22 protein-coding genes and 1 tRNA gene are annotated in these 26,511 nt (G+C 71.2%); 13 read left to right on the top strand and 10 right to left on the bottom strand.

Annotated features, from left to right (window positions below):
* Positions 1-65: 65 nt before the first annotated feature.
* Positions 66-2,087, top strand: a complete 2,022-nt coding sequence (locus ACFFIA_RS36400) for an ATP-binding protein (RefSeq protein ID WP_377260277.1) — start codon at positions 66-68, stop codon at positions 2,085-2,087.
* 3 nt (positions 2,088-2,090) lie between these two features.
* A complete protein-coding gene (locus tag ACFFIA_RS36395; RefSeq protein ID WP_377260275.1) occupies positions 2,091-3,239 on the top strand; it encodes an acyl-CoA dehydrogenase family protein in 1,149 nt (382 codons plus the stop codon).
* A gap of 12 nt (positions 3,240-3,251) precedes the next feature.
* Here ACFFIA_RS36395 and ACFFIA_RS36390 read toward each other — a convergent pair whose 3' ends face one another.
* The 5 genes from ACFFIA_RS36390 to sp36 form a co-directional block, all read right to left on the bottom strand.
* The gene (locus ACFFIA_RS36390; RefSeq protein ID WP_377260273.1) at positions 3,252-4,871 is read right to left on the bottom strand and encodes a serine/threonine-protein kinase; all 1,620 of its coding nucleotides are present in this window, start codon (positions 4,869-4,871) and stop codon (positions 3,252-3,254) included.
* Positions 4,868-8,572 carry an adenylate/guanylate cyclase domain-containing protein gene (locus tag ACFFIA_RS36385; protein WP_377260317.1) on the bottom strand — a complete coding sequence of 1,235 codons (3,705 nt, stop codon included), beginning with the start codon at positions 8,570-8,572 and terminating at the stop codon, positions 4,868-4,870. Before ACFFIA_RS36385 ends, ACFFIA_RS36390 begins: the two co-directional genes overlap by 4 nt.
* Positions 8,488-9,261 carry an MBL fold metallo-hydrolase gene (locus ACFFIA_RS36380; protein ID WP_377260271.1) on the bottom strand — a complete coding sequence of 258 codons (774 nt, stop codon included), beginning with the start codon at positions 9,259-9,261 and terminating at the stop codon, positions 8,488-8,490. Before ACFFIA_RS36380 ends, ACFFIA_RS36385 begins: the two co-directional genes overlap by 85 nt.
* A 106-nt stretch (positions 9,262-9,367) precedes the next feature.
* Positions 9,368-9,826 (bottom strand): RidA family protein, encoded by a 459-nt coding sequence (locus ACFFIA_RS36375; RefSeq protein ID WP_377260269.1) that lies wholly within the window; start codon positions 9,824-9,826, stop codon positions 9,368-9,370.
* Between the two features lie 177 nt (positions 9,827-10,003).
* The gene (gene sp36, locus ACFFIA_RS36370; RefSeq protein ID WP_377260267.1) at positions 10,004-10,165 is read right to left on the bottom strand and encodes a Sp36 family protein; all 162 of its coding nucleotides are present in this window, start codon (positions 10,163-10,165) and stop codon (positions 10,004-10,006) included.
* Positions 10,166-10,307: 142 nt separating this feature from the next.
* On the opposite strand from sp36, the gene ACFFIA_RS36365 reads away from it, so the two are divergent.
* Genes ACFFIA_RS36365 through bagB form a run of 3 tightly spaced genes read left to right on the top strand, consistent with a single transcriptional unit; the run spans position 10,308 to position 13,699 of the window.
* Positions 10,308-11,516: an Rv0361 family membrane protein gene (locus tag ACFFIA_RS36365; protein WP_377260265.1), complete on the top strand. Its 1,209-nt coding sequence runs from the start codon at positions 10,308-10,310 to the stop codon at positions 11,514-11,516.
* A 33-nt stretch (positions 11,517-11,549) separates the two neighbouring features.
* The gene (gene bagA / locus ACFFIA_RS36360; protein WP_377260263.1) at positions 11,550-12,527 is read left to right on the top strand and encodes an ATPase BagA; all 978 of its coding nucleotides are present in this window, start codon (positions 11,550-11,552) and stop codon (positions 12,525-12,527) included.
* A gap of 23 nt (positions 12,528-12,550) precedes the next feature.
* Positions 12,551-13,699 (top strand): ArsA family ATPase, encoded by a 1,149-nt coding sequence (gene bagB / locus ACFFIA_RS36355; RefSeq protein WP_377260261.1) that lies wholly within the window; start codon positions 12,551-12,553, stop codon positions 13,697-13,699.
* Here bagB and ACFFIA_RS36350 read toward each other — a convergent pair.
* Positions 13,686-13,982, bottom strand: a complete 297-nt coding sequence (locus ACFFIA_RS36350; protein ID WP_173078090.1) for a WhiB family transcriptional regulator — start codon at positions 13,980-13,982, stop codon at positions 13,686-13,688. The two genes, bagB and ACFFIA_RS36350, sit on opposite strands and share 14 nt — an antisense overlap.
* A gap of 434 nt (positions 13,983-14,416) precedes the next feature.
* On the opposite strand from ACFFIA_RS36350, the gene ACFFIA_RS36345 reads away from it, so the two are divergent.
* On the top strand, positions 14,417-16,861 hold the full coding sequence (locus ACFFIA_RS36345; protein ID WP_377260259.1) for a penicillin-binding protein: 2,445 nt from the start codon (positions 14,417-14,419) through the stop codon (positions 16,859-16,861).
* A 69-nt stretch (positions 16,862-16,930) separates the two neighbouring features.
* On the opposite strand, the gene ACFFIA_RS36340 is transcribed toward ACFFIA_RS36345, so the two are convergent.
* A complete protein-coding gene (locus tag ACFFIA_RS36340; protein ID WP_377260257.1) occupies positions 16,931-17,386 on the bottom strand; it encodes a GatB/YqeY domain-containing protein in 456 nt (151 codons plus the stop codon).
* A 25-nt stretch (positions 17,387-17,411) separates the two neighbouring features.
* On the opposite strand from ACFFIA_RS36340, the gene ACFFIA_RS36335 reads away from it, so the two are divergent.
* The 3 genes from ACFFIA_RS36335 to ACFFIA_RS36325 all read left to right on the top strand — a co-directional run bounded on the left by ACFFIA_RS36335 (position 17,412) and on the right by ACFFIA_RS36325 (position 19,705).
* Positions 17,412-18,314 carry a metallophosphoesterase gene (locus ACFFIA_RS36335; protein WP_377260255.1) on the top strand — a complete coding sequence of 301 codons (903 nt, stop codon included), beginning with the start codon at positions 17,412-17,414 and terminating at the stop codon, positions 18,312-18,314.
* 58 nt (positions 18,315-18,372) lie between these two features.
* Positions 18,373-18,449: transfer RNA gene (locus tag ACFFIA_RS36330), tRNA-Pro, on the top strand.
* 737 nt (positions 18,450-19,186) lie between these two features.
* The gene (locus ACFFIA_RS36325) at positions 19,187-19,705 is read left to right on the top strand and encodes a hypothetical protein (RefSeq protein ID WP_377260253.1); all 519 of its coding nucleotides are present in this window, start codon (positions 19,187-19,189) and stop codon (positions 19,703-19,705) included.
* 99 nt (positions 19,706-19,804) lie between these two features.
* On the opposite strand, the gene ACFFIA_RS36320 is transcribed toward ACFFIA_RS36325, so the two are convergent.
* Positions 19,805-20,254 carry a hypothetical protein gene (locus tag ACFFIA_RS36320; RefSeq protein WP_377260251.1) on the bottom strand — a complete coding sequence of 150 codons (450 nt, stop codon included), beginning with the start codon at positions 20,252-20,254 and terminating at the stop codon, positions 19,805-19,807.
* Here ACFFIA_RS36320 and ACFFIA_RS36315 point away from each other — a divergent pair.
* The gene (locus tag ACFFIA_RS36315) at positions 20,243-20,614 is read left to right on the top strand and encodes a hypothetical protein (protein WP_377260250.1); all 372 of its coding nucleotides are present in this window, start codon (positions 20,243-20,245) and stop codon (positions 20,612-20,614) included. The two genes, ACFFIA_RS36320 and ACFFIA_RS36315, sit on opposite strands and share 12 nt — an antisense overlap.
* 18 nt (positions 20,615-20,632) lie before the next feature.
* On the opposite strand, the gene ACFFIA_RS36310 is transcribed toward ACFFIA_RS36315, so the two are convergent.
* Positions 20,633-21,691, bottom strand: coding sequence for an aspartate-semialdehyde dehydrogenase (locus ACFFIA_RS36310; protein ID WP_377260248.1), 1,059 nt, complete (start codon positions 21,689-21,691; stop codon positions 20,633-20,635).
* A 2-nt stretch (positions 21,692-21,693) separates the two neighbouring features.
* The gene (locus ACFFIA_RS36305; protein WP_377260246.1) at positions 21,694-22,974 is read right to left on the bottom strand and encodes an aspartate kinase; all 1,281 of its coding nucleotides are present in this window, start codon (positions 22,972-22,974) and stop codon (positions 21,694-21,696) included.
* 206 nt (positions 22,975-23,180) lie between these two features.
* On the opposite strand from ACFFIA_RS36305, the gene ACFFIA_RS36300 reads away from it, so the two are divergent.
* The 3 genes from ACFFIA_RS36300 (at position 23,181) to leuA (ending at position 26,483) form a co-directional block, all read left to right on the top strand.
* A complete protein-coding gene (locus ACFFIA_RS36300) occupies positions 23,181-23,972 on the top strand; it encodes a hypothetical protein (protein WP_377260244.1) in 792 nt (263 codons plus the stop codon).
* A gap of 75 nt (positions 23,973-24,047) precedes the next feature.
* Positions 24,048-24,596: a nitroreductase family protein gene (locus ACFFIA_RS36295; RefSeq protein ID WP_377260242.1), complete on the top strand. Its 549-nt coding sequence runs from the start codon at positions 24,048-24,050 to the stop codon at positions 24,594-24,596.
* Positions 24,597-24,737: 141 nt separating this feature from the next.
* On the top strand, positions 24,738-26,483 hold the full coding sequence (gene leuA / locus ACFFIA_RS36290) for a 2-isopropylmalate synthase (protein WP_377260240.1): 1,746 nt from the start codon (positions 24,738-24,740) through the stop codon (positions 26,481-26,483).
* The last annotated feature ends 28 nt before the right edge of the window (positions 26,484-26,511 follow it).

The following is a 26,511-nucleotide window of genomic DNA, read 5'->3' as shown; positions in this document are numbered from 1 at the left end:
CGGCCTCGACCGCGCCGCGGCGGCCCGCACGCGAGCCCCGCAGTCGCGAACGAAAGGTAGGCACAGTGATTAGGCGACTTCTTGTGGCCAACCGGGGCGAGATCGCGCGGCGCATCTTCGCCACCTGCCGGCTGATCGGGATCGAGACGGTGGCCGTCTACTCCGACGGTGACGCCGACTCGCCGCACGTCGCCGAGGCGGACTACGCGGTGCACCTGCCGGGCAACGCGCCCACCGCCACGTACCTGCGCGGGGATCTGCTCGTCGCCGCGGCGCGCAAGACCGGCGCGGACGCCGTACACCCTGGGTATGGGTTTCTCGCGGAGAACGCGGAGTTCGCGGCGGCCGTGGTCGACGCGGGCCTGACCTGGGTCGGGCCACCCGCCAAGGTCATCAAGGTGATGGGCTCGAAGATCGAGGCCAAGGCGCTGCTGGCCGACGCCGGCGTGCCGATGCTCCCCACCTACCTCGACCCCGAGCGGGTCACCGAGTTTCCGGTGCTGGTCAAGGCATCTGCGGGCGGCGGCGGGCGGGGCATGCGCATCGTGCGCGACGCCGAGTCGCTCGGCGAGGCGGTCGCCGCGGCTCGGCGGGAGGCGGCCGGAGCGTTCGGCGACGGCACGGTGTTCATGGAGCGGTACGTGGACCGCTCGCGCCATGTCGAGGTGCAGATCTTCGCCGACGCGCACGGAAACATCATCCCGTTCGGCGAGCGGGAGTGTTCGATCCAGCGCCGCCACCAGAAGATCATCGAGGAGACGCCCTCGCCGGCCGTCACGCCCTCGATGCGCGAGGAGCTGTGCGCCGCCGCGGTGGCGGCCGCCCGCACGGTCGGATACGTGGGCGCCGGCACGGTCGAGTTCCTGCTCGCGCCCACCGGCGAGTTCTTCTTCCTGGAGATGAACACGCGGCTCCAGGTCGAGCACGCGATCACCGAGTGCGTCTCCGGCTTCGACCTGGTGCAGCTCCAGTTGCTGGTCGCCGAGGGCCTGCCGCTCCCGATGGGCGGTGCGGCGCCGATCCGCGGGCACGCGATCGAGGTACGGCTCTGCGCGGAGGACCCGGCGTACGCCTGGCTCCCCTCCACCGGCACGCTCCACCGGCTGCGCGTGCCCGAGGTGGCCGCCGAGTTCCGCCCGCTGATACAGCCAGGGCTGCGGCTCGACTCGGGCGTCAAGGACGGCTCGGTGGTCGGCGTCCACTACGACTCGATGCTCGCCAAGCTCATCGCGTGGGCGCCCACGCGCCACGAGGCCGCCCGGCTGCTCGCGTCGTCGCTCACCCGGTCCCGGATCCACGGCGTGGTGACCAACCGCGACCTGCTCGTCCGCGTGCTGCGCCATCCGACCTTCCAGTCCGGCGACATCGACACCGGCTTCCTCGACCGGCACCAGGAGGTCTTCGCCCCGCTGCTCTCCTCTGTGGACGCGGTGCGGGTCTCCTGCCTCGCCGCCGCGCTCGCCGAGTCGGCCGCCCGCCGCGAGTCGGCCACGGTGCTGGGCTCGCTGCCCTCCGGCTGGCGCAACGTCCCGTCCGGCTCGCAGACCACGGTGTACGACGGACCGGCCGGCCCGGTCGAGGTCGGCTACCGGCTCGACCGGGCCGGCGAGCTGACCAACTGGTGGGTACGCGCGGTCGACCCGGAAGACCTCGACCTCGCCGGCCTCGGCCATCCGCCGGTCACCGACGACCATCCGCCGGTCGCGCTGGTATCCGCCACGCCCGACCGGGTCATCCTCGACGTCAACGGCATCCGCCTCTCGCTCGACGTCGACCGGGTCGACAACGTCTCCTATGTAGACAGTGCGGAGGGCTCGGTCGCCCTCACCCAGCTGCCCCGCTTCCCCGAGCCGGAGCCGGAGCTGACCGAGGGCTCGCTGGTCGCCCCGCTGCCGGGCGCGGTCAGCCGCGTGCTGGTCACCCCCGGACAGCGGGTCGTCGCCGGCGACCTGCTCATGACGCTCGAGGCGATGAAGCTGGAACACCCCGTACACGCCCCGGCCGCCGGCGTCGTCGCCTCGCTGCCGGTCACCGCGGGCGCGCAGGTCGACACCGGTGCGGTATTGGCGGTCCTCACCCCGGAGTAGAAGTTGTTCGAACACACCCCTCAACAGGCCGACCTCCGCGACGCGGTCGCGGCACTCGGCCGCCGCTACGGTCACGAGTACTTCGTGGCCAAGGCGAAGTCCGGCGAGCACACCACCGAGCTGTGGGCGGAGGCGGGCAAGCTCGGTTACCTGGGCGTCAACGTCCCAGAGGAGTACGGCGGCGGGGGCGGCGGCATCACCGAGCTGGCCATCGTCGTCGAGGAGCTGGCCGCGGCGGGCTGCCCGCTGCTGCTGCTCGTGGTCTCGCCCGCCATAGCCGGCACGGTGATCGCCAAGCACGGCACGCCGGCCCAGCGCGCGGCCTTCCTGCCCGGCCTCGCCGAAGGCACGCTCAAGGTGGCGTTCGCGATCACCGAGCCCGAGGCCGGCTCCAACGCCCACCGCCTCACCACGACCGCCCGGCGCGACGGCGACGACTGGCTGATCACGGGCCGCAAGTGCTTCATCTCCGGTGTCGACGAGTCCTCGTACGTGCTCGTGGTCGCCCGCGTCTCGTCCGGCGACCGGCTCCAGCCCGCGCTCTTCCTGGTGCCGACCCCCACTCCCGGTCTCGTGGCCTCGAAACTGGACATGGAGATCGTGTCGCCGGAAAACCAATGGCTGCTCTACCTCGACGACGTACGCGTGCCGGCCGACGCCATGATCGGCGGCGTCGAGGCCGGGCTGCCCGCGCTCTTCTCCGGCCTCAACCCCGAACGCATCACGGTCGCCGCGATGGCCGCCGGCACCGCCCGGTACGCCCTCGCGCGCGCCTCCACCTACACCGCCACGCGCCAGGTGTGGGGCCGACCGATCGGCGCCCACCAGGGCGTGGCGCATCCGCTGGCGCACGCGACGGTGCAGGTGGAACTCGCCCGCCTGATGATCGCCAAGGCCGCCGCCCTTTACGACGCGGGACGCGACGTCGAGGCCGGGTTCGCCGCCAACATGGCCAAGTACGCGGCCGCCGACGCCGCCGCACTCGCCGTGGACACGGCCATCCAGGTGCACGGTGGCAACGGCATGACCACGGAGTACGGCGTGGCGACGCTGCTCGGTGCCGTCCGCGCCGGCCGGATCGCCCCGGTCAGCCGCGAGATGATCCTCAACTTCGTCGCCCAGCACGTGCTCGACCAGCCGAAGTCGTACTGACTCGTCGACCGGTCACCGCGCGAGCGTCGGGCCACTCAGCGCGTCTCGACCCTTGCCGGCCAGGCAGCGGAAGGTGCGGTCGTCTTCGGGGCGCAGCACCTCGAACTGCCAGCCCTGGGTCGACAGCAGCAGCGTGGTGGTCATGAACGTGGCCTCGGTGCAGAGCGACGTGACCGCCGGCTCGTCGGCGAAGGTGTCGGGGTCGGCGCCGGAGGGCAGCTCGCCGACCGCGTACGCCTCCCAGGTGTGCCGGCCGTTGCAGTCCACCTTCTCCGCACGGATCCCCGGGCCTCCCGCCTCGGCCGCGGCGTAGCACTCCAGCTCTTCCGGGCAGCGGCCGCCGGCTAGAGGCACGAGGCAGCCGGGCAGCGCACCACCGGCGAGTGTGGGGAGGGGCGTGCTGGAGGTGGTCGGCAGGAGCAGGGTGGGGCTGGGCGTGGGGTCGGGGCGGCTGGCGATGTACCAGGTGCTGAGGCTCACCACCGCGAGCAGCGCGAATGCCGCGACACCGCCGAGGATCCAGCGCAGGTGGTGGCGGCGGCCCGTGCCCGGGACGGTCGGCGTGTCGTCGGAGGGGCCGGGGAAGCCGGAAGCGCGCACGTGGCCGGGCGGCGGCCCGCCACCAGGACCGCCCGGCGTCGAGTGCCCTCCCGGCGGTGGGCTGGGCGTGGGATGACCGCCGGGCGGGAAGCCGCCCGGCGACACCGGATAGGCGGGACCGGGCGGGGCCGGCGCGACCGACCCACCTGATGGCGGGGACGGCGGCGGGGCGTAGGAGCGGGAGACGTACACACCGCGCGGCGGGTCGGTCAGGGAGACGCCGCTCAACATGTCGCGCAACTGCTCGGCCGAGGGGCGCGACTCCGGCTCGTTGACCATGCCGAGCCGCAGTATGTCCATGAGTGCCGTGGGCACACCGGGCAGCTCGGGGATGGGCTGGTTGAACAGCTCCATCAGCGTGATCAGGCTCGGATTGCGATCCTCGCGCCAGCGCGGTGGCTTGCCGCGCATGACCGCGTAGAGCGTGGCGCAGAGGGCGTACACGTCGACGGCCGGCGAGGGCGCGCTGTGGCGGAACATCTCCGGCGGCGCGTACGCCGGTGTGAGCACCTCGAGCGTGACCGAGGAGTCGCGGGCCTCGGCGAGCACGGCGAGGCCGAAGTCGGCCAGCGCGGGCTCACCGAAGCGGGAGAAGAGGATGTTGGCCGGCTTGACGTCGCGGTGCAGTACGCCGAGATGGTGCGCGTCGGCGAGCGCATCTGCGATCTTGATGCCCACCTCGCGCGCCTCGGACGGGCTGAGCGGGGCGTCGCGCATGCGGTCGGCGTACGAGCCGTCGCACAGCTCCATGATCAGGTAGGGGTGCTGGTCGGCGGTCACGCCCGCGTCGAAGAGGTCGACCACGTGGGGGTGGGACGACATGCGCCCGGCCGCCCGCGCCTCGCGCAGAAAGCGACGCTGGTCACGCTCGTTGTCGAGTGTGCGGTTTTCCACCTTGACGGCCACATCGCGGGCCACCGACTCCTGGATCGCCCGGTACACGGTCGCGTAGCCGCCGCGGGCAAGCACTGACAATCCGGACAGCCCCGGCACCACCGGCAGCGGCAGCGCACTCGGAGCCTTCTCGGTCACGGGTTAGAAGGTACCGAAGACACTCGGCCGAGCCGCTCCCGCACCGCGTCCGCGCCCGCCCGCTCGGCCACGCGCTGCGTCCCGTACGCCTGGCGGACCGCGTCGTCGGCCGCTGCCAGCGCCTCCTCGTAGTGGCCGCCGGCGGCGAGCGCCTCGGCCAGCACCTCCGCGGCGACCACGCAGCTGCGCACGTCTTCCGCCGGCATCGACACCGCCCGCCGGGCCCAGTCGAGCGCCTGCATCTGCTGGCCCTCGGCGAGCAGCGCCGCCGCGTACGCCGCGAGTGCCTGCCGCCGCGAGAAGAGCAGGCCAGGCCCCTTGGGCGCGGTGGCGATCGGCGCCAGCAGCCCGATCGCGGTGGGCGCGTCGCCCTCGGCGAGCCGGGCGCGGGCCAGCAGGACCCGCGGGCCGACCTGGGCCGGCGCGAGCGGATCGTGCGGCTCGACCTTGGTGATCACGGACTGGGCGTCGCGCGCCGCGCCCTCGATGTCGCCCCGGTCGAGTGCCACGAAGCCGCGCGTGGTGCCGGCCATCCCGGTGAGCAGCGGATGCCCGGTGCGCTCCGCGTATGCCAGCGCGCTGGTCAGCAGGTCGGTCGCGTGCTCCAACTGCCCCAGCCCGCGCGCGATCGCCCCCCGCACGACCAGCGCGAAGCCACGCCCCCAGTCGTCGGCGACCGCGTCGAAGTCACGGTAGGCGCGGCGCGCCTCGCGGTCGGCCTCGGTCAGGTCGCCCAGCTCGGCTGCGGCGTACGCCTCGACCGCCCGCAGCGTGCCCACCGCCCACGCCTCGCCGACCCGCTCGCCGAAGGGCAGGAAGATCCGCGCCAGCCGCCGGGCCTCGCCGAGCCGCCCGGCCAGCAGGCGGGCGAAGGCGGTCGTGCCGCGCAGCCAGGCCCGCCCGGTCGGGTCGCCCATCTCGGCGAAGAGCCGGGCCGCCCGGCCGAGCACCGCGTCGGTGCCGGCGAAGTCACCGCGCGTCGTGGTCACCCACGCCAGATCCTGGAGCGACCACGCCTGGCCCAGGCTGTCGCCCGAGGCGAGATCCACCTGGTATGCCCCGGCGAAGCGGCTGCTCGCCTGCCCCAGGCGCCCGCGCAGGTAGTCAGCCATGCCGAGCCGCCGCATCGCCTCCGCCCGCGGGCCGGGCAGACCCGCGTCGGTGGCCACCTGCATCGCCTCCTGCCAGGCGCTGAGTGCTCGGTCAGGCTCGGCGAGCACGCGGTGGGCGCGCCCGATGACCAGGAGGGCGCCGGCGCGTACGGCCGCGTCGTCGCCCGCGTTGGCGGCGAGCTTCTCCGCGTACGCCAGCGCGTCGCTCGCCCGCCCGGTCTGCAGGAGTGCCCGGGCGAGTACGAGGCGGTCGGCGATCGGCAGCCCGTCGCCGGCGAGCTTGACGGCCCGCTCGGCGTACTCGGCGGCCAGCGTCGGCTCGCCCATCGCCAGCGATCGGCGCGCGGCCCGGCCCAGCGCGGCGACGCCCAGCGGCACCACCGTGCGGGCCACCGCGTCGGGGCGGAGGCCCACCGCGTCGGCCAGTGCCGCCGCCCGCTCCACGTGGTCGGCGATGAACGCGTCGCGGTCGGCCGGGGTCATCCCGCCGAAGCCGCTCACGCGGGTCACCCGCCCGCTGGGGGGCGTGGTCAACGGCGGTGCCGCCCACTGCGCCAGTGTGGCGTGCCGCTCGGCGAGGTCGGCCTTGCCGATGCCCGCGTACGCCGCTTCGCGCATCAGCGGGGTCGGGAAGGCGAACCCGTCGCGCGCGCGCCGGAGCATGCGCCGCTGCAACAGCTCATCGACGGCCCGCTCGAGCTCGACCGTGGCGACCGCGGTGGGACGACCGTCGCGGCCGGCCCGCCGCTCGCGCAGTGCCTCGAGCGTGCCCTCCGGCACGGTGTCGCCGATGACGGCGGCGTCGCGGAGTACGGCACGCGCGTCGGCCGGCAGCGCGTCGATGCGGGCGGCCAGCACGGCGGCGAGGTCGCGGGAGAGCAGCCGGCTGCCGAGCGAGCCGGGCGTGAGCCGCCACGTGCCACTGGCGCCGGCCACCGGCGTGAGCGCCCCACGCTCCATGAGCAGTGTGACCAGCTCGGCGAGGTAGAACGGATTGCCCTGGGCGGTGGAGAGCAGCCGGGAGGTGTCGGCCTGGGGCAGCCGCCCGCCGCGCAGGTAGGACGTGAGGAGCCGGCCCGCGTCGGCGCCGCGCAGCGGGGGCAGGGGGTGCACCTCGGCGTCGGCGAGCCGGGTCAGCGCGCCAGCCGTACGCACCAGCTCGGGGCGACCGAGCAGCAGCACGAGCACCGGACCGGTGAGGTGGGAGAGCGTCACGCCTAGCGCCTCGATGGTCTCCGGCGTGGCGTCGTGCAGATCGTCGACGATCACCAGCAGCGGCACCTCGCCGGCCAGCCCGCTGAGCAGCTGGGCGACCGCGATCGGCGTCGCCTCCACGTCGGGGGCGGGACCGTCGGGGGTCCACTCCGCGACCCCGGCCGGCACGCCGTGGGCGGCCGGCGCCTCTCCGTACCCCATCAAGGCGAGCAGCAGCTCGACGGCGACCGGCGGCGGGTCGGACCGGAACCGGGCGAGGCGCTGGCCGAGTCTCTTGAGCCGCTCTTCGACGACCGTGCGGGTGACCGCGGTGGCCGCGTCGCGCGGCAGGCCGATGGCGGTGCGGACCAGGTCGGCGAGGGGGGCCAGCCGCCGCCGCTCGCCGAAGGCGGCGCAGCGCACGGAGAGCACGCGGGCGCCGGTCGTCGCGGTGTATCGCCCCGCGCTCACGTCGTAGCCGGCGGCGAAGCGCTCCACCTCGGCCGCGAAGCGGGACTTGCCGATGCCCGCCTCCGCGGTGAGTACGACCACGCGCGGCTCGGCGCTCTCGATCACCTCGGCGAGGCGCCCGGCCACGCGCCCCAGCTCGGCCTCACGGCCCACGAACGGTGCCTCGTCGCCGACGCCCGAGCGCGTGCCCGGGGCGTCGTGGAGGCCAAGCAGCTCGTACGCCTCGACCGGCTCGCGCTTGCCCTTGAGCCGGAGCGGGCGCAGCTCCCGCCACGAGGCGACGTGGCGCGTGGCGGCCGAGGTGCGGGCGCCGGCGTAGACCGCGCCCACCGCGGCGGCGTCGGCGAGGCGGGCGGCGGTGTTGACCGTGTCGCCGATGACGGTGTATTCGATCGCGGCTTGGATGCCGGCGACCACCTCGCCGGTGTTGAGCCCGACCCGCAGGCCGAGCGGCGCGCCACCGCCGCGCTCGTCGTCGAGGACCCGGCGGACCGCCCGCTGCATGCTCAGGGCCGCCCGGACCGCCCGCTCGGCGTCGTCTTCGTGGGCGACCGGCGCGCCGAAGACCGCCATGATCCCGTCGCCGGTGAGCTTGTCGACGTGCCCGCCGAACGTCTTCACCGCGCCGGCCAGCGCGGCGAGCACACGGTCGGTAACCGCGCCGACGCGCTCCGGATCGAGGTCTTCCGACCAGGAGGTGAAGTCGGACAAGTCACCAAAAAGGACTGTGACCACCCGCCGCTCAGCCGCAGGCAGCGAGGCTGCGGCGGGCAGCGCCGCGCCACAGTTGTGGCAGAAACGCGCGCCAGGCACCGCGACGGTGCCGCACACCGGGCAAGTCACGGTGAGTCCAACCACACCGACCCGGAAGTCGATTCCCCACCGTCGTGTCCGAGGTACGCCAGTTGGGCACGTACGGACCATTCGGCGGCGGGCCACAGCGACGGGTCCACATCCGCGTAGACCTTCGCCACGACCTCTTGCGCGCTCCGCGCGCCCTCTGATAGAGCCCGTCTGACCTGGTCAAGGCGGGCACGGCGGTGGGCCAGGTAGAAGCGGGCCGCCGCACCGCAGTCGGCCAGCGCCGGGCCGTGGCCGGGCAGGGCCGGGACGCCGTCGTACGCCGAAAGCGCCTCCAGGCTCGCCAGGTAGTCGCCGAGATTGCCATCGGGCCACGCCACGATCGTCGTGCCGCGCCCCAGGATGGTGTCGCCCGTGAAGATCACCCGCTCGCCGCCCGACTCGACGAGGAAGCAGACCGAGTCGGCGGTGTGACCCGGCGTGACGAGGTGCGTGATCTCCAGGCCGGCGCTGGTGTCGTCGCCCGCGCCGGTCAGCTCCACGAACCGCGCCAGCCCCTCGACGTGGTCGGGATGCCCGTGCGTGGGCAGCACCGCACCGACCGGGCCGGTGTCGGCGACCGCGCGCAGGTGCCCCTCGTCGAGCGGACCCGGGTCGATCACCACCGAACGGTCGGCACCGGAGCCGCGCAGGACCCACGTATTGGTGCCGTCGAGCGTCATCGGCCCCGGATTGGGCGCGCGCACCAGCGTCACCCAGTCGGGCAGCCGATCGGCCAGCGCCGCCGCGGGCGCGGTGACATGACCCACCATGCCAGTGATCGTACGGCGCCGGACTGACAGAACGGGCTTTCACTCAGGTAGCACTCAGCCTCGGCTGCTTACACCTGTGCCGTCACTCAGCCGGCGTGGGTGGCGCTCAGGCGACCTCGACGATGACCTCGACCTCGACGGGCGCGCCGAGCGGCAGCTCCGCCACGCCCACCGCGCTGCGGGCGTGCTGCCCCGCCTCGCCGAAGACCGCGCCGAAGAGCTCGGAGGCACCGTTGATCACGCCGGGCTGGCCGGTGAAGCCCTCGGCCGAGGCGACGAAGCCGGTCAGTTTGACCACCTTGACCACGTTTTCCAGGCCGACGAGCGAGTCGATCGCCGCGATCGCGTTGAGCGCGCACCGCTCGGCCAGGTCTTTGGCCTGCTCCGGCGAGACGCCCCCGCCCACCTTGCCGGTGGCGAGCAGCTTGCCCTCGGAGATCGGCACCTGGCCCGAGACGTACACGTGCTTGCCCGACTGCACCGCGGGCACGTAGGCGGCGACCGGCGGCACGACCTCCGGCAGTGTCAGGCCCAGCTCGGCCAGCTTCGCGTACGGATCGTTCACGGCGGTACCTACCTTTCGTTCGCGACTGCGGGGCTCGCGTCCGGGCCTCCGCAGCACGGTCCAGGCCGCCGAAGCTCACTCCTCGCGCTCACAGCGCCTACCTTTCGTTCGCGACTGCGGGGCTCGCGTCCGGGCCTCCGCAGCACGGTCCAGGCCGCCGAAGCTCACTCCTCGCGCTCACTGAACCGGCTTCGGACGCTTGAGGTACGCGACCAGTTGCTCCGGGTTGGGCCCCGGCACCACGGCGACCAACTCCCAACCGTCGTCACCCCAGTTGTCGAGGATCTGCTTGGTGGCGTGCACCAGCAGCGGCACGGTGGCGTACTCCCACTTCTGCATGCCGGCACCCTAACCGGCGGGCGTCCCCGACTCGCCGTTGGGCGCTATTCCCGGACGGATGCGCAGGCGGCGGGTCTTCGGAGGTTCGCCACCGGGCGCTACCCTGACGTGCACACTGCGACCTGCGGGCCTGGGGGAGACCATGACGCAACCGCCAAACGGTGGCGCCGGCGAGCAGCAGGAAGGCCAGGCGCCCGGCTATCCGGCACCGGTCGACCCGTTCGCCTCACCGACCGATCCGTCGCCACCGGAGCAGCCGGCCGTGCCACCGCCGCCGGCGCACCCGATCGTGCCGCCGCCTCCGGCGCAGCCGGTCGTGCCGCCGCAGCAGCCGACGGGCTATGGGCCCCCGGCCTACCCCGCTGCCGGTGCCACGCCGGGCTACCCGCCGGCGCCCGGTTACCAGCCGCCCGCGCAGCCCGGCTACCAGGCGCAGCAGCCCGGCTACGCGGCTCCCCAGCCAGGGGGCTACCCCGCACCTCAGTACGGCGTGCCCGCGCAGCCGGTCTCCGGCCAGCCGACCTCGGGCCAGCCGGTCAGCGGCCAGCCTGGCTACGCCGCGCCCGGCCAGTCGCCTTACGCGGCTCCAGGACAGCCGTCCTATGGCACGCCAGGGCAGCCGTCCTACGCGGCGCCCTACCCCGAGCAGCAGCCGTCGGCGTACCCGCCGGAGCAGCCGGCCGCCTACCCGCCGCCAGCGCCCGAGCAGCCCGGATACGCCGTGCCCGGCCAGCCCTACGGCGCGCCGGTCTCCGGTGGGCCGTACGCGCATCCGACCTCTGGGCAGCCCTTCGCGCCACCGACATCGGCACAGCCCAGCTCAGCCCAGCCGTACGCGCCGACCAGCGGATATCCGCAGGCCGCGCCGGGCTACCCGGCCTACCCCGGTGCCCCGGTCCCGCCGAAGAAGTCCAAGACGCCGGTGCTCATCGCCGGCGTGGTGGCCGCCGCCGTGCTGCTCTGCGGCGGTGGCGTGACCGCGGCGCTGCTGCTCCTGCGCAACACCGAGCCCAATGACGGCGCCGCCGAGCCGGTCGCCGCGGTGCAAGGCTTCCTCAAGGCGGTCTACGAGGAGCAGGACGTCACCAAGGCCAACGATCTGGTGTGCGCCGAGGCCCGCGACGAGGCGGCGCTGACCAAGAAGGTCGACGAGGTCAAGGCCAACGCCACCACGTACAAGAGCCCGCGCTACAAGTGGGACGAGCCGAAGGTCGACAACCAGGACTCGGAGAGCGCCGACGTCTCGGTCAAAGTGACCATGACCACAAGCGACGAAAAGGTCTCCGAGCAGGAGCTCAAGTTCACCGTCGTGCAGAAGACCGGCTGGTTCGTCTGCGAGATCGGCAGCTGACCATCCGTTAGGCGTGCCGACTACGCTCGGAGCGTGCGGGCGAGTGAGCAGGTCCCCGGCCAGGTCAATCCGGCCTGGCCGGCGCGTCTCCATGTCGTGACTGGCAAGGGCGGCACCGGCAAGACCTCGGTGGCCGCCGCGTTGGCCCTCGGGCTGGCCGCCGGCGGGCATCGCACGCTGCTCGTCGAGGTGGAGGGGCGGCAGGGCATCGCCGAGCTGTTCGGGCTCGGCCCGCTCCCCTACGAGGAGCGCCGCGTCGCTGCGACGGTCGACGGTGGCGAGGTGCGCGCGCTCGCCGTCGACCCCGAGCTGGCCCTGCTCGAATACCTCGACATGTTCTACAAGCTCGGTGCGGCCGGGCGGGCGCTGCGCAAGCTCGGCGCGATCGACTTCGCCACCACCATCGCCCCCGGGCTCCGCGATGTGCTGCTCACCGGCAAGGTCAAGGAAGCGACGACGCGTACGGCCGACCACCGCCGGGTCTACCACGCGGTCGTGCTCGACGCCCCGCCCACCGGTCGGATCGGCCGCTTCCTCAACGTGACCGCCGAGACCGCCCGCCTGGCCAAGGTCGGCCCGATCAAGACGCAGAGCGAAAACGTCGCCGCACTCCTCCGCTCGCCGATGACGTCCGTACACGTGGTGACGCTGCTGGAGGAGATGCCGGTCCAGGAGACGGTGGACGCGATCGCCGACCTCACCGGCCTTGGCATCCCGATCGGCAAGGTGATCGTCAACGCGACCCGCGCGCCCCTGCTCACCAGCACCAAGGTGAGCCAGGCGGAGCTGCGCCGCGGGCTCGCCGCCGCCGGGCTGCCCACCGACCGTGCCACCGTCTCCGGGCTGTACGCCGAGGCGAAGGCCCACCTCACCCGCCGCGAGCTGGAGGAGTCGCTGCGGCTGGAGCTGGCCGAGCTGGGTCAGCCGATGGTGGAGCTACCCCTGCTGCCCAGTGGAGTCGACCGCGTCGCGCTGGACACCCTCGCGGCTGAGTTAATGGCCACGCATTGAGGGGTCCCGGATACGCTCGGTCGGTGTCTTCTGATCACGCGGGCCGGCGGCTGGATGTGGATCGCATCCTCGCCGATCCCGGCGTGCGGATCGTCGTCTGCTGCGGTTCGGGCGGGGTCGGCAAGACCACCACGGCGGCGGCACTCGCGCTCCGGGCTGCCGAGCGACACGGGCGCCGCACGGTCGTGCTCACGATCGACCCGGCCCGCCGGCTCGCCCAGTCGCTCGGGCTGACCGAGCTCGACAACACGCCGCGGCAGGTCAAGGGCATCGAAGCGGACGAGAGCGGCGGCGAGCTGCACGCCATGATGCTCGACATGAAGCGGACCTTCGACGAGGTCGTGCTCGCCCACACCGACCCGGCCCGCGCCACCGAGATCTTCGCCAACCCCTTCTACCAGGCCATGAGCTCGACCTTCGCCGGCACGCAGGAGTACATGGCGATGGAGAAGCTGGGCCAGTTGCACGCCAAGGGCGAGTGGGACCTGATCGTGGTGGACACGCCGCCGTCCCGCTCCGCGCTCGACTTCCTGGACGCGCCGGCCCGCCTGTCCCGCTTCCTCGACGGGCGGATGCTGCGCCTGCTGCTGGCGCCCGCCCGAGCCGGTGGGCGGAGCATGTTCAGCCTGGTCACGGCCTCGTTCGGAATGTTCTCCAGGGTCGTCCAGAAGGTGCTCGGCGCACAGCTTCTGACTGATTTGTCCGGATTCGTCGCGGCGCTCGACTCGATGTTCGGCGGCTTCCGGCAGCGCGCCGAGCAGACATACCGCATCCTCCAGGCCCGGGAGACGGCGTTTCTACTGGTCGCGGCGCCGGAGCCAGACGCGGTCCGGGAGGCCGCCTACTTCGCCGGACGCCTGGGCGAGGAGCGCATGCCGCTCGTCGGGCTGGTGCTCAACCGGGTGCACCGCACCACCGTCGACGGGCTCTCCGCCGAGCGCAGCCGCGCGGCGGCCGAGGAGTTGGAACGCACCGGCGGCCACCAGGCGACCGCCGACGCCCTGCGCGTGCACGCCACGCTGGCCGAGCAGGCGACCCGCGAGCGGCGCGTGGCCACCGTCTTCACCGACGCCTACCCCACTGTGCCGACGGTGGAAGTTGCGGCGCAGCCCGCCGACGTACATGACGTCGACGGGCTGCGAACGGTAGGTGACGCTCTCAGCCAGCCGTGACCAAGACCTTCTCCTTGTCGCGCAGCGCCGCTTCGAACATCTTCCGCCAGCTGTCCACATGCGGATGCCGGCGCAACAACGCCCGCCGCTCGCGCTCGGTCATGCCACCCCACACACCGAACTCGATACGGTTGTCGAGTGCGTCGGCGAGGCACTCGTAGCGCACTGGGCAGCTGCGGCAAATCCGCTTCGCCACGTTCTGCTCGGCACCCTGCACAAAGAGTGCGTCAGGGTCGCCGCTCTGACACGCGGCCATGCTCGGCCAGTCTGTGATCATCCCCATCTGTTCACGTCCCCCCTTGCAGTCCGCTTCCCCGACCCGTGCCTGGCCGGATTCCCCCCGGCCACTCGTCGGCACTCCCCCCGAGCCCCAACGAGTGACGTGCAGTACTCGCCGGACCATCATGCTCTGTAGTCATCTGATTACGCAACGTTGTCTGGCAAATCTGGTCAAAACAAAGATGGTCGGCCTGTTCCGGGCGATCCGGATGAGGCTTACCCAGCGACGATCTGCGAAAACGCGCTAAGTGTCCCGCACGTGGGTCAACCTCAACATCGGCAGAACGCATCCGCACGCAGGGGGTCATGCGTCTAGCACAACGAGGCCAGTGCCCGCAGGACATGCCCGAAAGTCCGACAAGTTTCCACGTCGGTCGACCTGTACCACGCGGGACGGCCGATCGTTGCGAGGTCCCGTACCCTGGCGAGGTGACCTGGATGCGGAAGCGTGATCACAACATATTTGCGAACGCCGCATCGCTGCTGATATGCGGGCTCCTGGCGGGCGTGGTGGTGGCCGCCGCGGCCTTTCCCGCGGTTGCGATGTCGGGCCTGGCAGCCAAAGCGGGGGCGGAAACCTTCGACCGGCTGCCCAGCGAGCTGACCGTCAAGCGGTCGCCGCAGATGACCTATGTCTACGCCTCTGATGGCAAGACCCTGATCGCCACGATGTACGACGAGAACCGGCGGGATGTCCCGCTCAAGGACGTCTCGCCACTCATGCAGGAAGCGATCATCGCGGCGGAGGACCACACCTTCCGTACTCACAATGGTGTCGACGCCAAGGGCATCGCCCGCGCGTTCATCGCCAACAACCAGGCCGGCACCACGACCCAGGGCGCCTCCACGCTGACCATGCAGCTCGTCCGCATGCTGATCGCGTACTCGGCGACCCACCCCCAAGACGTCGTCGCCGCCACCGAGGACACCAACGCGCGCAAGATGCGCGAGATGAAGTACGCGCTCCAGCTCGACAAGGAGATGACCAAGGACGAGATCCTGGAGCGCTACCTCAACATCGCACCGTTCGGACGCGGGGCCTACGGCGTCTTCGCCGCCAGCCAGGTCTACTTCGGCAAGCACCCCCGCGACCTCAAGATCGAAGAGGCCGCCCTGCTCGCCGGCATGGTCAAGGCGCCCTCGGCGTTCGACCCGACCACCCCGGCCGGCAAGCCGCAGGCCGAGGTTCGCCGGTCGTACGTCATCGACAACATGGTCGAGATCGGCGCGATCACCGCCGAGCAGGCCGCCGAGGCCAAGAAGGTGCCGCTGAAGGTCAAGGACAAGCGCACCCCCAACGGCTGCGTCGCCACGGCGAAAAACCACTGGGGCTTCTTCTGCGACTACTTCTACCGCTGGTGGATGGAGCAGGAGACCTTCGGCGCCACGTCGTACGACCGGGAGCGGCGGCTCAAGAGCGGCGGCTACCGCATCGTCACGACGATGGACGTGAAGACCCAGCAGGTGGCCCAGGCCAATATCGACAAGCACCTCAAGGCCACCAACAAGAACGCGCTGATGCTCGCCGCCGTCGAGCCTGGCAGCGGGCGGGTGCGCGGCCTCGCGGTCAACCGAGTGTTCAAGCTCGACGACCCGGCCAAGCCGGCAAACCGGATCTCGTCCAACCCCGCGAAGGCGGCGAAGGGCATCCGTGGCACGTACCCCAACACCACCAACCCGCTGCTCACCGGCGGTGGTGACATCCACGGCTACCAGTTCGGCTCGACTTTCAAGATGTTTACGATGGTCGCCGCTCTGGAGCGGGGCTATCCGCTCGACTACCCGATCAACACGGTCTCGCCCTACCAGTCGAAGTACATCATCCAGGCCGGCTCGCCCGCGGCCTGCAAGGGCACCAACAAGTACTGCCCGGAAAACGCGGGTCGCAAGGGCTACGGCGTCATGAACATGTGGAGTGCCTTCGGGCAGTCCATCAACACCTACTTCGTGCCACTCCAGGAGCGCGCCGGCGCGGCCAACGTGGTCGATGCCGCCAAGAAGATGGGCATCCAGTTCCGCGCCAGCGAAGACGCGAAGTTCGCCAACAACAAGGTCGCGGCTGACCAGTGGGGCGCCTTCACGCTCGGCGTCTCCTCGGCCACCCCGCTCGAGATGGCCAACGCGTACGCCACGCTCGCGGCCGACGGCAAGTACTGCGAGCCGATCCCGGTGCAGGAGATCGTCGACCAGGATGGCAACAAGCTCGACATCGCCAACCCCCGCTGTGAGCAGCGGATCAAGACGGAGGCGGCGCGGGCGGCGGTCGACGCGGCGCGGTGCCCGGTGGGCGACAGATCCTCGACCACCAAGTGCAGGGGCGCCACCGCGGGCCGGGCGCACGACATCGTCGACAAGCCGATCATGGGTAAGAGCGGCACCACCGACGGCGCCAAGACCGCCTCGCTGATCGTCGGCACCAAGCAGCTCATGGTCGCCGGCATCATCGCCGACCCCGACTGGGCGCAGACCACGACCAGCTTCACGCACAACGAGGTCAACGACGCCGTCTGGAGCACCGTCCGCGACGCGATGAAGGGCAAACCTTCACAGCAGTTCACACCGCCGACCGGCAAGATCGTCCTTGGCGACCAGCGCTCGATCCCCGACGTCAAGTGCCGGACGATCGACGAGGCCCGCTCGCGCCTTCGCGGAGCCGGCTTCGAGGTGACGGTCGACTCCGTACCCGTCAACTCCACCTGCCCAGCCGGCACCGCTGCCGGCACGAGCCCGAGCGGTCGCACCATCAAGGGCGGCATCGTGGGCATCCAGGTCAGCAACGGCAGAGGTGCCACTCCGCCCGGCAATCCCGGCGGCGGCGACGGGGGCGATACACCGGGCCGAGGCCCAGGCAACCGACCCGGCTTACCGCCACCGCCTGACTAGCGCAGGGCGGGCGCCGTGGGGCTCAGACCCCGCGGCGCCCGCTTTCGTTGTGCGGCTGTTCGCCTGCCGTCAGCCGGCCAGCTGGCGGCGTACCTCAGCGGCCACCCGACCGCCCTCGGCCCGGCCCGCCACCGCGGCCTGGGCCGCCTTCATGGCCGGGCCCATCTGGCCCATCCCGCTGAACCCACCCCCGGCGAGCGCCCCCGCGACCAGATCGGTCAGCTCCGCGTCGCTGAGCTGCTTCGGCAGGTAGCGCGCGAGCACGTCACCCTCGGCGGTCTCCTTGGCGGCCTGGTCGGCGCGCCCCGCGTCGGCGAACGCCACGGCGGCCTCGCGGCGCTTCTTCGCCTCCTTGGTGAGCACCGCGAGCACCTCCTCGTCGGAGAGCTCGCGCTTGGTGTCGCCAGCGACCTCGGCGTTACCGACGGCGGCCAGCGCCATCCGGAGCGTGGAGGTGGTGACCTCGTCGCGCGCCTTCAGCGCGGTTCGCATGTCGGTGGTGAGGGTGTCCTTGAGCGTGCCCATGGTGGGTCAAACTACCCTGGGCGGCATGCGGAAGCGCACATTGTTCGGACTCGCCGCGGGTACGGCCGCCGCCGGCGCCGCCACGCTTGCATACGCCTCGCTCATCGAGCGCAACATGTTCACCCTTCGGCGGTACGACGTGCCGGTGCTCGCGCTCGACGCCGAGCCGCTTCGCGTCCTGCACATCTCCGACCTGCACATGATGCCCAACCAGCGGCGCAAGCAGGAGTGGGTCGCCGCCCTCGCCGGGACCGACCCCGACCTGGTGGTGGTGACCGGCGACAACATGGCCCACCCCGACGCCGTGCCGGGCGTGTTCCGCGCATTGGAGCCGCTGCTCGTCTACCCGGGCGCCTTCGTGTTCGGCTCCAACGACTACACCGGGCCGGTGCTGAAGAGCCCGTTCACGTACTTCGCCAGGCACGAACGCACCGCCGACCGCCGCCACGGCGTCGAACTCCCCACCGAAGACCTACGCGAGGTGCTGGCGGGCGCCGGCTGGGCCGACCTCAACAACGCCCGTACCACCGTCAAGGCCGGTGGCCGCCTCGTCGAGATGGTGGGCGTCGACGACCCCCATGTCGAGCGCGACGACTACAACGCGGTGGCCGGTGGCGCCTCGGCCGACGTCGACGTACGCCTCGGCCTGACCCACTCCCCCGAGCAGTTCATCCTCGACGCGATGGCCGCCGACGGATTCGACCTCCTGCTGGCCGGCCACACTCACGGCGGCCAGGTGCGGGTCCCGTTCGTGGGCGCGCTTGTCACCAACTGCGACCTCCCCCGCTCGATGGCCCGCGGCCTCTTCCGCTGGCCCGGCTCCGACGCGTGGCTGCACGTCTCCGCCGGCCTGGGCACTCATCCGACCGCCCCGGTGCGGTTCGCCTGCCCCCCGGAGGCGTCACTGCTGACGCTGATCCCGCGCTGACCCCGATACCGAGTTTGTCCCACTGAGGGCGTGGGCTACTATTACGCGGGCACTGCCTCGGGGTGTGGCGCAGCTTGGTAGCGCGCTTCGTTCGGGACGAAGAGGTCGTCGGTTCAAATCCGGCCACCCCGACCAGGTCAGGGACCATGTCGCATCGGTGGACATGGTCCCTCTTGCGTTGGTACAGCAGCCGGCTTGTGACGCACCCGCCATCGGCAGACGGCGCCATCGGCCGAGATCAGACGGCTGCCCTTCTTAGGAATCGCCACGATCCTCCATCAGGGTCGACACCATAGGGCCGCCCGGGTCAGGCCGTCAGATGACTTGCACGAAGTCGCGCGTAGTCCGCGAGAGGGTTCAGTCCTCATCGTCAGCGTCTCGTAAGAGGCGATCGAGGTCTTCCGGCCTCTGCGTTTGATCTCAGCTTCCAGCTTACGGCTGTAGCTGCGATCGTTTGGGTCACTGTCGTTGCCGGCCGCGACGCGGCCGTACGCCTTCATGAACTGCCCGATTTCCCGCCGGAGTCGCTCCCGCCGGTGACTCATGAACCGACGGTAGGCCCAGCGCAACACCATCCGCCATCGAATTGGCCCCTAGCGCAAGGGGGCAGTGGCCGTGCCGATCGCGACGGCGGCGGCCACCGCTGAGGACAGGGCGATCACTGCCGCACCGCTTCGCGACTTGCCACCGACGAACGGAGTACCGCCACGCGGCAGACCGCTGAGTTCCCCCTCCAAGGGCAGCAGAGCGCGCTGGCCTTTGACCTCCGGGCTGCCACGACCCCGCCTGCCGCCACCCGCACCGGCCGGATGGGAGGGTAGGCGGGATGTGCTTGGCTGACGGACATGCTCCCACCGCAGCCCCCACTGCCCGTGGGCGACCTCGATGCTCGCCACAACCGCAGGCGGAGAATCGCGCTCGTGGTTGTGGCCGCAGTTGTCGCCACAGGCTGCGTTGGCCTCAGCTGCGCGGGTCTGTGGGTCTACGCGAGCCATGACCCTCCCGAGCTGATCGACAGCGAGGTCGCCGACATCGCGGATCGTGCCTGTGCCACCATGCAAGCCGCCGTCGCCGCGAGGGCGGCACCGCCCAACGCTCCCATCGACGCGAAGGTGCGCTCGATCGGGGACCAGAACGCCGCAGTACGGACCATGGTGGCCCAGGTGCGGGGCTTAGGAGACGAGCGCCTTGAAGATGACCTTCCATCTGCCGCTTGGCTAGTGGACTGGGAGACCCTTGTCGAGGTTCGCGAGCAGTATGCCCAGGACCTCTCCGCCGGTCGGGAGCCGCGCTTTGCCGTGCCGATGGTCGATGGAGTTCCGATCACTGATCGCATGAACGATGTAGGGCTGGACTGTCAGGTACCGCCGCTGCTGCTGGACCTTCGGTAGCAGCCAGTGCGCGAGGCTGGGATCGGCGTGCCGCATGTTGACCGATCGCCTCCTCCGGCCAGCGCCGAGTCTGGTTCTCGCCGGATCGCCAGACAACGATCACGGCAGGTCGGCGAGCGTCACGTCGAAGCCGGAGCCGTCGGCACGCAGCACCGCTGACCACATCTCGACCGCCGCCTCGCAGACCGCCCGCACGATCGCCCAGTCGATGACTCCGGACAGTGAGATCTCCACGAAGGCGTCACACCTGCTCAACGCGTCCGGGCCGCCCTGATCGAGTCCCCATCGGATCATGTCCTTGACCATGTCCGGCCTGGTGTTCACCGCGAGAAAGACCGGCCAGACCTTCACCGGATCGGCGAGCAGGGCGCGTTCCAGGTCGTCCATGCTGGAGGCCACGTCGCGCGACGATGACAACTCACAGGACGCCCATCCCACGCCGTCAGAGCCCGGCGATGAGCTGATGTCCGGATCACGCACGCTCACCGCGTCGACGAGGAACGCGAGCGCCCGCTGGGCAACCGGCTCGCCAGCACGGTGCGCGACCACGGGCTCGACGGCATCGAGGTGCTCACCGGTGACGCGGCCGACACCGCCAACTACGCCGGTGCCGTACCCGCTGATCTGGTTTTGGCCTGTGGGATCTTCGGCAACATCAGCGACGGCGACATCCAGCGCACGATCGCGGGCCTGCCCGGATTCTGCGCGAGCGGCGCGACGGTCGTCTGGACCCGCCATCGCGAGCCGCCCGACCTGGTGCCGGCGATCTGCGCCTGGTTCGAGGCGAGCGGCTTCACGGCGCGCTGGGTCTCCGATCCGCGGGCGGGCTACGGTGCCGGCGCGCACAGGTACGCCGGGCCGGTCGTCGAGCTGCCTCCGGACGAGCGACTGTTCACATTCGACAGATGAGGCGCGCTCTCGGCGGCCTCAGCGGTTAGCCAGCTCGGCGGCGAGCAACTCGGCGATCTGCGCGGTGTTGAGCGCCGCACCCTTGCGCAGGTTGTCGCCGGTGACGAAGAGGTCGAGGGCGCGCGGGTCGTCCATCGAACGGCGCAGCCGCCCGACCCACGACGGATCGGTGCCCACCGCGTCGATCGGCATCGGAAACTCGCCCGCCGCCGGATCGTCGACCAGGATCACGCCTGGTGCGTTACGCAGGGCCTCGCGGGCGCCCTCAGCGTCGACCTCGCTGCCGAAGACAGCGTGTATGGCCACCGAGTGCCCGGTCACCACCGGCACGCGCACGCAGGTCGCGGAGACCTTGAGATCGGGCAGGCCAAGGATCTTGCGAGACTCGTTGCGCATCTTCAGCTCCTCGGAGGACCAGCCGGCCTCCTTGAGCGAACCGGCCCACGGCACCACGTTGAGCGCGAGCGGGGCGGGGAACGGGCCGAGGTCGTCGCCGACCGCCTGCCGCACGTTGCCCGGACGCGAGCCGAGCACGCGGTCTCCGGCGATCTTCGCGAGCTGGTCGTGCAGCGTGTCGACGCCGACCTGGCCGGCACCGGAGACCGCCTGGTACGAGGCGAGGACCAGCTCGCGCAGCCCGTACTCACGGTGGAGCGGGGCGACCGCCACGATCATCGCGAGCGTGGTGCAGTTGGCGTTGGCGATGATGCCCTTGGGCCGGTTGCGGATTTGCTCCGGGTTGATCTCGGGAACGACCAGCGGCACGTCGCGGTCCATGCGGAAGGCGCCGGAGTTGTCGACCGCCACCGCGCCACGCGACACCGCGACCGGCGCCCACTCGGCGGAGATCTCGTCGGGCACGTCGAACATAGCCACGTCGATGCCGTCGAACACCTCGGGCGTGAGCGCCTGGACGGTCAGCTCCTCGCCCCGGCACTGCACCTTGCGGCCGGCCGACCGGGCCGAGGCCACGACGCGGATCTCGCCCCACACGTTGCGGCGGGAGGAGAGCAGATCGCACATGACGGTGCCGACCGCACCGGTGGCGCCGACGACGGCGAGGCTGGGGAGCGGCATGCCTACCTCCCCGTCCCGGCGTACACGACCGCTTCTTCCGCACCACCCAGGTCGAACGCGGCGTGCACAGCGCGCACGGCGGCGTCCAGGTCGGTGTCGCGGCAAACGACGGAAACCCGGATCTCCGATGTGGAGATCATTTCGATGTTGACTCCGGCCTCGCCGAGCGACGCGAAGAACTTCGCCGCGACGCCGGGGTGGGAACGCATCCCGGCGCCGACCAGCGAAACCTTGCCCACGTGCTCGTCGTACAGCAGATCCTCGAAGCCGACGCTCTCCTTGATCTTGCTAAGCGCCGCCATCGCGGTGGGCCCGTCGGCCTTGGGCAGCGTGAACGAGATGTCGGTGCGGCCCGTGCGCTGCGGCCCCACAACCCCGGTCGACACGTTTTGCACGATCATGTCGATATTGGTCTCGGCGTCGGCCACCGTCTGGAAGATGCGGGCGGCGGCGCCCGGCTCATCCGGAACGGCGACGATAGTGATCTTCGCCTCGCTCCGATCGTGAGCGACCCCGGTGATCAGTGCTTGCTCCACGGGAAGGTCCTCCATCGCTCCGGTGACCATGGTGCCGGTGTTCTGGGAGTAGGACGAACGGACGTGGATCGGCAGCCCGGCCCGTCGCGCGTACTCCACGCTGCGCAAGTGCAACACCTTCGCACCGCAGGCGGCCAGTTCCAACATCTCTTCGTACGTGATCTGCTTGATATGACGTGCGTTGGCGACGATCCGCGGGTCTGCGCTGAACACGCCGTCGACGTCGGTGTAGATCTCGCAGACGTCCGCGCGCAGCGCGGCGGCGAGCGCGACCGCGGTGGTGTCGGAACCGCCGCGGCCCAGCGTGGTGATGTCTTTGGTGTCCTGCGAGACGCCCTGGAAGCCGGCGACGATCGTGATCGCGCCCTCGTCGAGCGCGCTGCGCAGCCGGCCCGGCGTGACGTCGATGATCCGCGCCTTGCCGTGCACCGAGGTGGTGATCACACCAGCCTGCGACCCGGTGTAGGACCGCGCCTCGAACCCGAGATTGTGGATCGCCATGGCGAGCAACGCCATCGAGATGCGCTCACCGGATGTCAGCAGCATGTCGAGCTCGCGGCCGGCGGGCACCGGGCTGACCCGGTGTGCCAGGTCGAGCAGCTCGTCGGTCGTGTCACCCATCGCCGAAACGACCACGACAACGTCGTCGCCCGCCTTGCGGCTGGCCACGATCCGCTCCGCGACCCGCTTGATCCGCTCCGCGTCCGAGACCGACGACCCGCCGTACTTCTGCACGATGAGTGCCACGGCAGTGTCGCTCCTTCCCATCGCCCCGCTACGTGCCAACGCCGCCGGTCCGAGGCCGGCGGCGCCACATAAGACGAGACCAGGTTACCGGCGACCTGTGACGACACGGACACGCGATCCCACAATCCGGCCCACAGTTAGTGGTATGGGCGCGCGCGCACGGCGTGTCATCGGCGCGTCGCCGGCCCGGACAAGAGAATGTGAATGTGTATACGCGCGGACTCGCCGGCACCGCAGTCCTCCTCGGGATCGTGGCACTGACCGCGTGCGGCTCCGACGAGCCGGCGCCCGAGCCGGAGGGACCGCCGACCACCGCGCCCGCCGGCGCGCCCGACGCCCGGGTCCAGCTCGCCGGGCTCGCGGCTGCCAACAAGGACCGTAAGGTCACCGCGCTCTACACCTGGTCGGCCGCGGGCCGCTCGGACCGGACGGTGGTGCTGACCACCGCGGCCGACGGCAGTTGGCGTGTGGACGTGCCGCTCGGCGCCCTCGGCGGCACCGCCGACGTCTCGGTCGCGCAGAACGCCGACGGCCTCTTCCAGTGCGCCCTCCCCTCCGCCGAACGACCGGTGCAGCCGGCCTGCGTGCGAGTCGCCGACCCGGACGGCGCACTCGCCCGCGACATCGACCCGCTCGTGCAGCACGTCTTCACCGACTGGCGCAAGGTCCTGACCGACCGCACAGCACCCCTGTCGGTGTCGACGGCCCAGATGCTGCCGGGCGCGAGCGGCGCCTGCTTCTCGGTGGAGATCACTACCGCGTCTGTCGGTGCGCCGCTCGACGCGGGCATCTACTGCTACGCCGCGGACGGCACACTGAGCGCGGCGAAGGTGAGCTTTGGCACGCTGCTGCTCGCCGGTGCGCCCTCCGCCGCACCGCCCGCGATCACGCTGCCCGGACCGGTGGTGGCCCAGGAGCCGCTGGGCATGGCCGCACCGCCACCACCTCCGCCGTCGCCCACTCCCACTCCCACTCCCTCATCCAGCCCGTCCGCATGAACTCTAAGTAGATCAACGGACACGCCGAGTGACCCCGAGTGGTGACGGACGGTCCGATACGGCACACTCGGCGCCATGTCCGAGCTACACCCCTTGCTCGCGACCCGGTGGAGTCCGCTCGCCTTCGACCCGGTCGCCGTCCTGTCCGACGAGGAAGTCAGCTCACTGCTCGAGGCCGCCCGCTGGGCGCCGTCGTTCGCCAACAGCCAGCCGTGGCGGTTTGCCGTCGGCCGGCGTGACGAGGAGACGCACAAGCGGATCCTGGAAAACCTCTCGGCCGAGTGCCAGCAGTGGGCGGGCAACGCCTCGGCGCTGATGGTCGCCGGCCACCTCGACCAGGCGACGCTGCCCCACGCGGCGTACGACCTGGGGCAGGCCGTGGCGCATCTCACGGTGCAGGCGACGGCGCTGCGACTGCACGTGCACCAGATCGCCGACTTCGACGCCGAGGGCCTCCGCGCCGACCTCGACCTCCCCGATGACCTGCGGACATCGGTCGTGATGGCGGTCGGGCGGCTGGGCGATCCGGCCATGCTCCCGCCAGAGCTCCGCCACTGGGAGACCGCGCTCCGCACCCGCCTGCCGATAACCGAGCTACTGGTAAACCCCGCCTCGATCACCTAGAGTGGCGTTTGTCATGTGGCAGGCGCTCCTTCTTCGCCGCCGCGACGAGGCCCTCTAGGCCGGCACCTCGTCGCGGGGTCTTGGCGTGTGCGCCGGCTTCCTGTCCGGATCCACCAGCCCATGACCTCCAGGAGCATCGCAATGTCTGCCGGCAGCACCAGAGATCAAGATCCCATCGCGCGGCAGCGGCCCAGCCGCATGCCCTACCAGCGCTATCAGCCCTACCACCAGCAGTTCTCGATCGAGCTGCCCGACCGCCAGTGGCCGACCCGCCGCATAGAGGTGGCGCCCCGCTGGTGCGCGGTCGACCTGCGTGACGGTAACCAGGCCCTGATCGACCCCATGTCTCCCGAGCGCAAGCGGCGGATGTTCCAGCTGCTGGTGCAGATGGGATACAAGGAGATCGAGGTCGGATTTCCCTCGGCGAGCCAGACCGACTTCGAGTTCGTGCGCCAGCTGATCGAGCAGGACCTGATCCCCGACGACGTCACGATCCAGGTGCTGACCCAGTGCCGCGAGCACCTGATCGACCGCACCTTCGAGTCGCTGCGCGGGGCCCAGCGGGCGATCGTCCACTTCTACAACTCGACCTCCACGCTCCAGCGCCGCGTGGTCTTCGGCCTGGACCGGCCGGGCATCACCGCGATCGCCGTCGACGGCGCGCGGATGTGCCAGAAGTACGCCGAGATCCACACGCCGGACACCGAGATCTTCTACGAGTACTCGCCGGAGTCGTACACCGGCACCGAGCTCGACTACGCGCTGGAGATCTGCGGCGCGGTGATCGACGTCGTCGACCCGACGCCCGACCGTCCGCTGATCGTCAACCTGCCGGCGACCGTCGAGATGGCCACCCCCAACGTGTACGCCGACTCGATCGAGTGGATGCACCGCCACCTGCCCCGCCGCAGCAGCCTGGTGCTGAGCCTGCACCCGCACAACGACCGCGGCACCGGTGTGGCCGCCGCCGAGCTGGGCCTGCTGGCCGGCGCTGACCGGATCGAGGGGTGCCTCTTCGGCAACGGCGAGCGCACCGGCAACGTCGACCTGGTGACGCTGGGGCTCAACCTGTTCGCCCAGGGCGTCGACCCGCAGATCGACTTCACCAACATCGACGAGATCAAGCGCACCGTCGAGTACTGCAACCAGCTGCCCGTGCACGAGCGTCACCCGTACGCCGGCGACCTGGTCTACACCGCCTTCTCCGGCTCCCACCAGGATGCGATCAAGAAGGGCTTCGACGCGCTGGCGGTCGACGCCGCCGCTGCGGGCGTGGAGATCGACAAGCACGAGTGGGCGGTGCCATACCTGCCGATCGACCCCAAGGATCTGGGCCGCAGCTACGAGGCGGTCATCCGGGTCAACTCGCAGTCCGGCAAGGGCGGCGTGGCGTACATCATGAAGGAGGAGCACCACCTCGACCTGCCGCGCCGGCTCCAGATCGAGTTCTCCGGCGTGGTGCAGCAGTTCACCGACACCGAGGGCGGCGAGGTCGAGCCCGGCCGCATGTGGGAGATCTTCGCCACGGAGTACCTGATCGGCCACCAGCGGCAGCCGGCGCTGGCGATGCGGACGTACTCCACCTCCACCGTGGAGGGCAAGGTGGAGATCGAGGCGGACGTGAGCTTCGGCGGTGAGCAGCGGTCGCTGATCGCGGTCGGCAACGGCCCGATCAACGCGTACGTCAACGCGCTCCAGACCGTCGACATCCAGGTACGCGTGCTCGACTACGCCGAGCATGCGATGTCCGCCGGCGGCGACGCCCAGGCCGCCGCGTACGTCGAGTGCGAAGTGGACGGCCGCACGGTGTGGGGCGTGGGCCTCGACGCCAACATCGTCACCGCCTCGATCAAGGCCGTGACCAGCGCGGTCAACCGGGTTCGGTAGGAACGAAACTCCACAGTGCGCGGTGCGC

This window comes from Phytohabitans kaempferiae (assembly GCF_042433955.1).
In the GTDB taxonomy this organism is placed as follows: domain Bacteria; phylum Actinomycetota; class Actinomycetes; order Mycobacteriales; family Micromonosporaceae; genus Phytohabitans; species Phytohabitans kaempferiae.
The sequence above is the reverse complement of the archived record's forward strand: the minus strand, read 5'-3'. Positions and strand labels throughout refer to the sequence as shown.

Bases quoted from the DNA above. Each gene is read 5' to 3' on its own strand.
- ACFFIA_RS36345 (WP_377260259.1), top strand. From the start codon at position 14,417: ATGCGGAAGCGTGATCACAACATATTTGCGAACGCCGCATCGCTGCTG.
- ACFFIA_RS36340 (WP_377260257.1), bottom strand. From the start codon at position 17,386: ATGGGCACGCTCAAGGACACCCTCACCACCGACATGCGAACCGCGCTG.
- ACFFIA_RS36365 (WP_377260265.1), top strand. From the start codon at position 10,308: ATGACGCAACCGCCAAACGGTGGCGCCGGCGAGCAGCAGGAAGGCCAG.
- ACFFIA_RS36380 (WP_377260271.1), bottom strand. From the start codon at position 9,261: ATGGTGGGTCATGTCACCGCGCCCGCGGCGGCGCTGGCCGATCGGCTG.
- ACFFIA_RS36350 (WP_173078090.1), bottom strand. From the start codon at position 13,982: ATGGGGATGATCACAGACTGGCCGAGCATGGCCGCGTGTCAGAGCGGC.
- leuA (WP_377260240.1), top strand. From the start codon at position 24,738: ATGTCTGCCGGCAGCACCAGAGATCAAGATCCCATCGCGCGGCAGCGG.
- ACFFIA_RS36310 (WP_377260248.1), bottom strand. From the start codon at position 21,691: ATGCCGCTCCCCAGCCTCGCCGTCGTCGGCGCCACCGGTGCGGTCGGC.
- sp36 (WP_377260267.1), bottom strand. From the start codon at position 10,165: ATGCAGAAGTGGGAGTACGCCACCGTGCCGCTGCTGGTGCACGCCACC.
- ACFFIA_RS36295 (WP_377260242.1), top strand. From the start codon at position 24,048: ATGTCCGAGCTACACCCCTTGCTCGCGACCCGGTGGAGTCCGCTCGCC.
- ACFFIA_RS36335 (WP_377260255.1), top strand. From the start codon at position 17,412: ATGCGGAAGCGCACATTGTTCGGACTCGCCGCGGGTACGGCCGCCGCC.
- ACFFIA_RS36385 (WP_377260317.1), bottom strand. From the start codon at position 8,572: ATGGTCCGTACGTGCCCAACTGGCGTACCTCGGACACGACGGTGGGGA.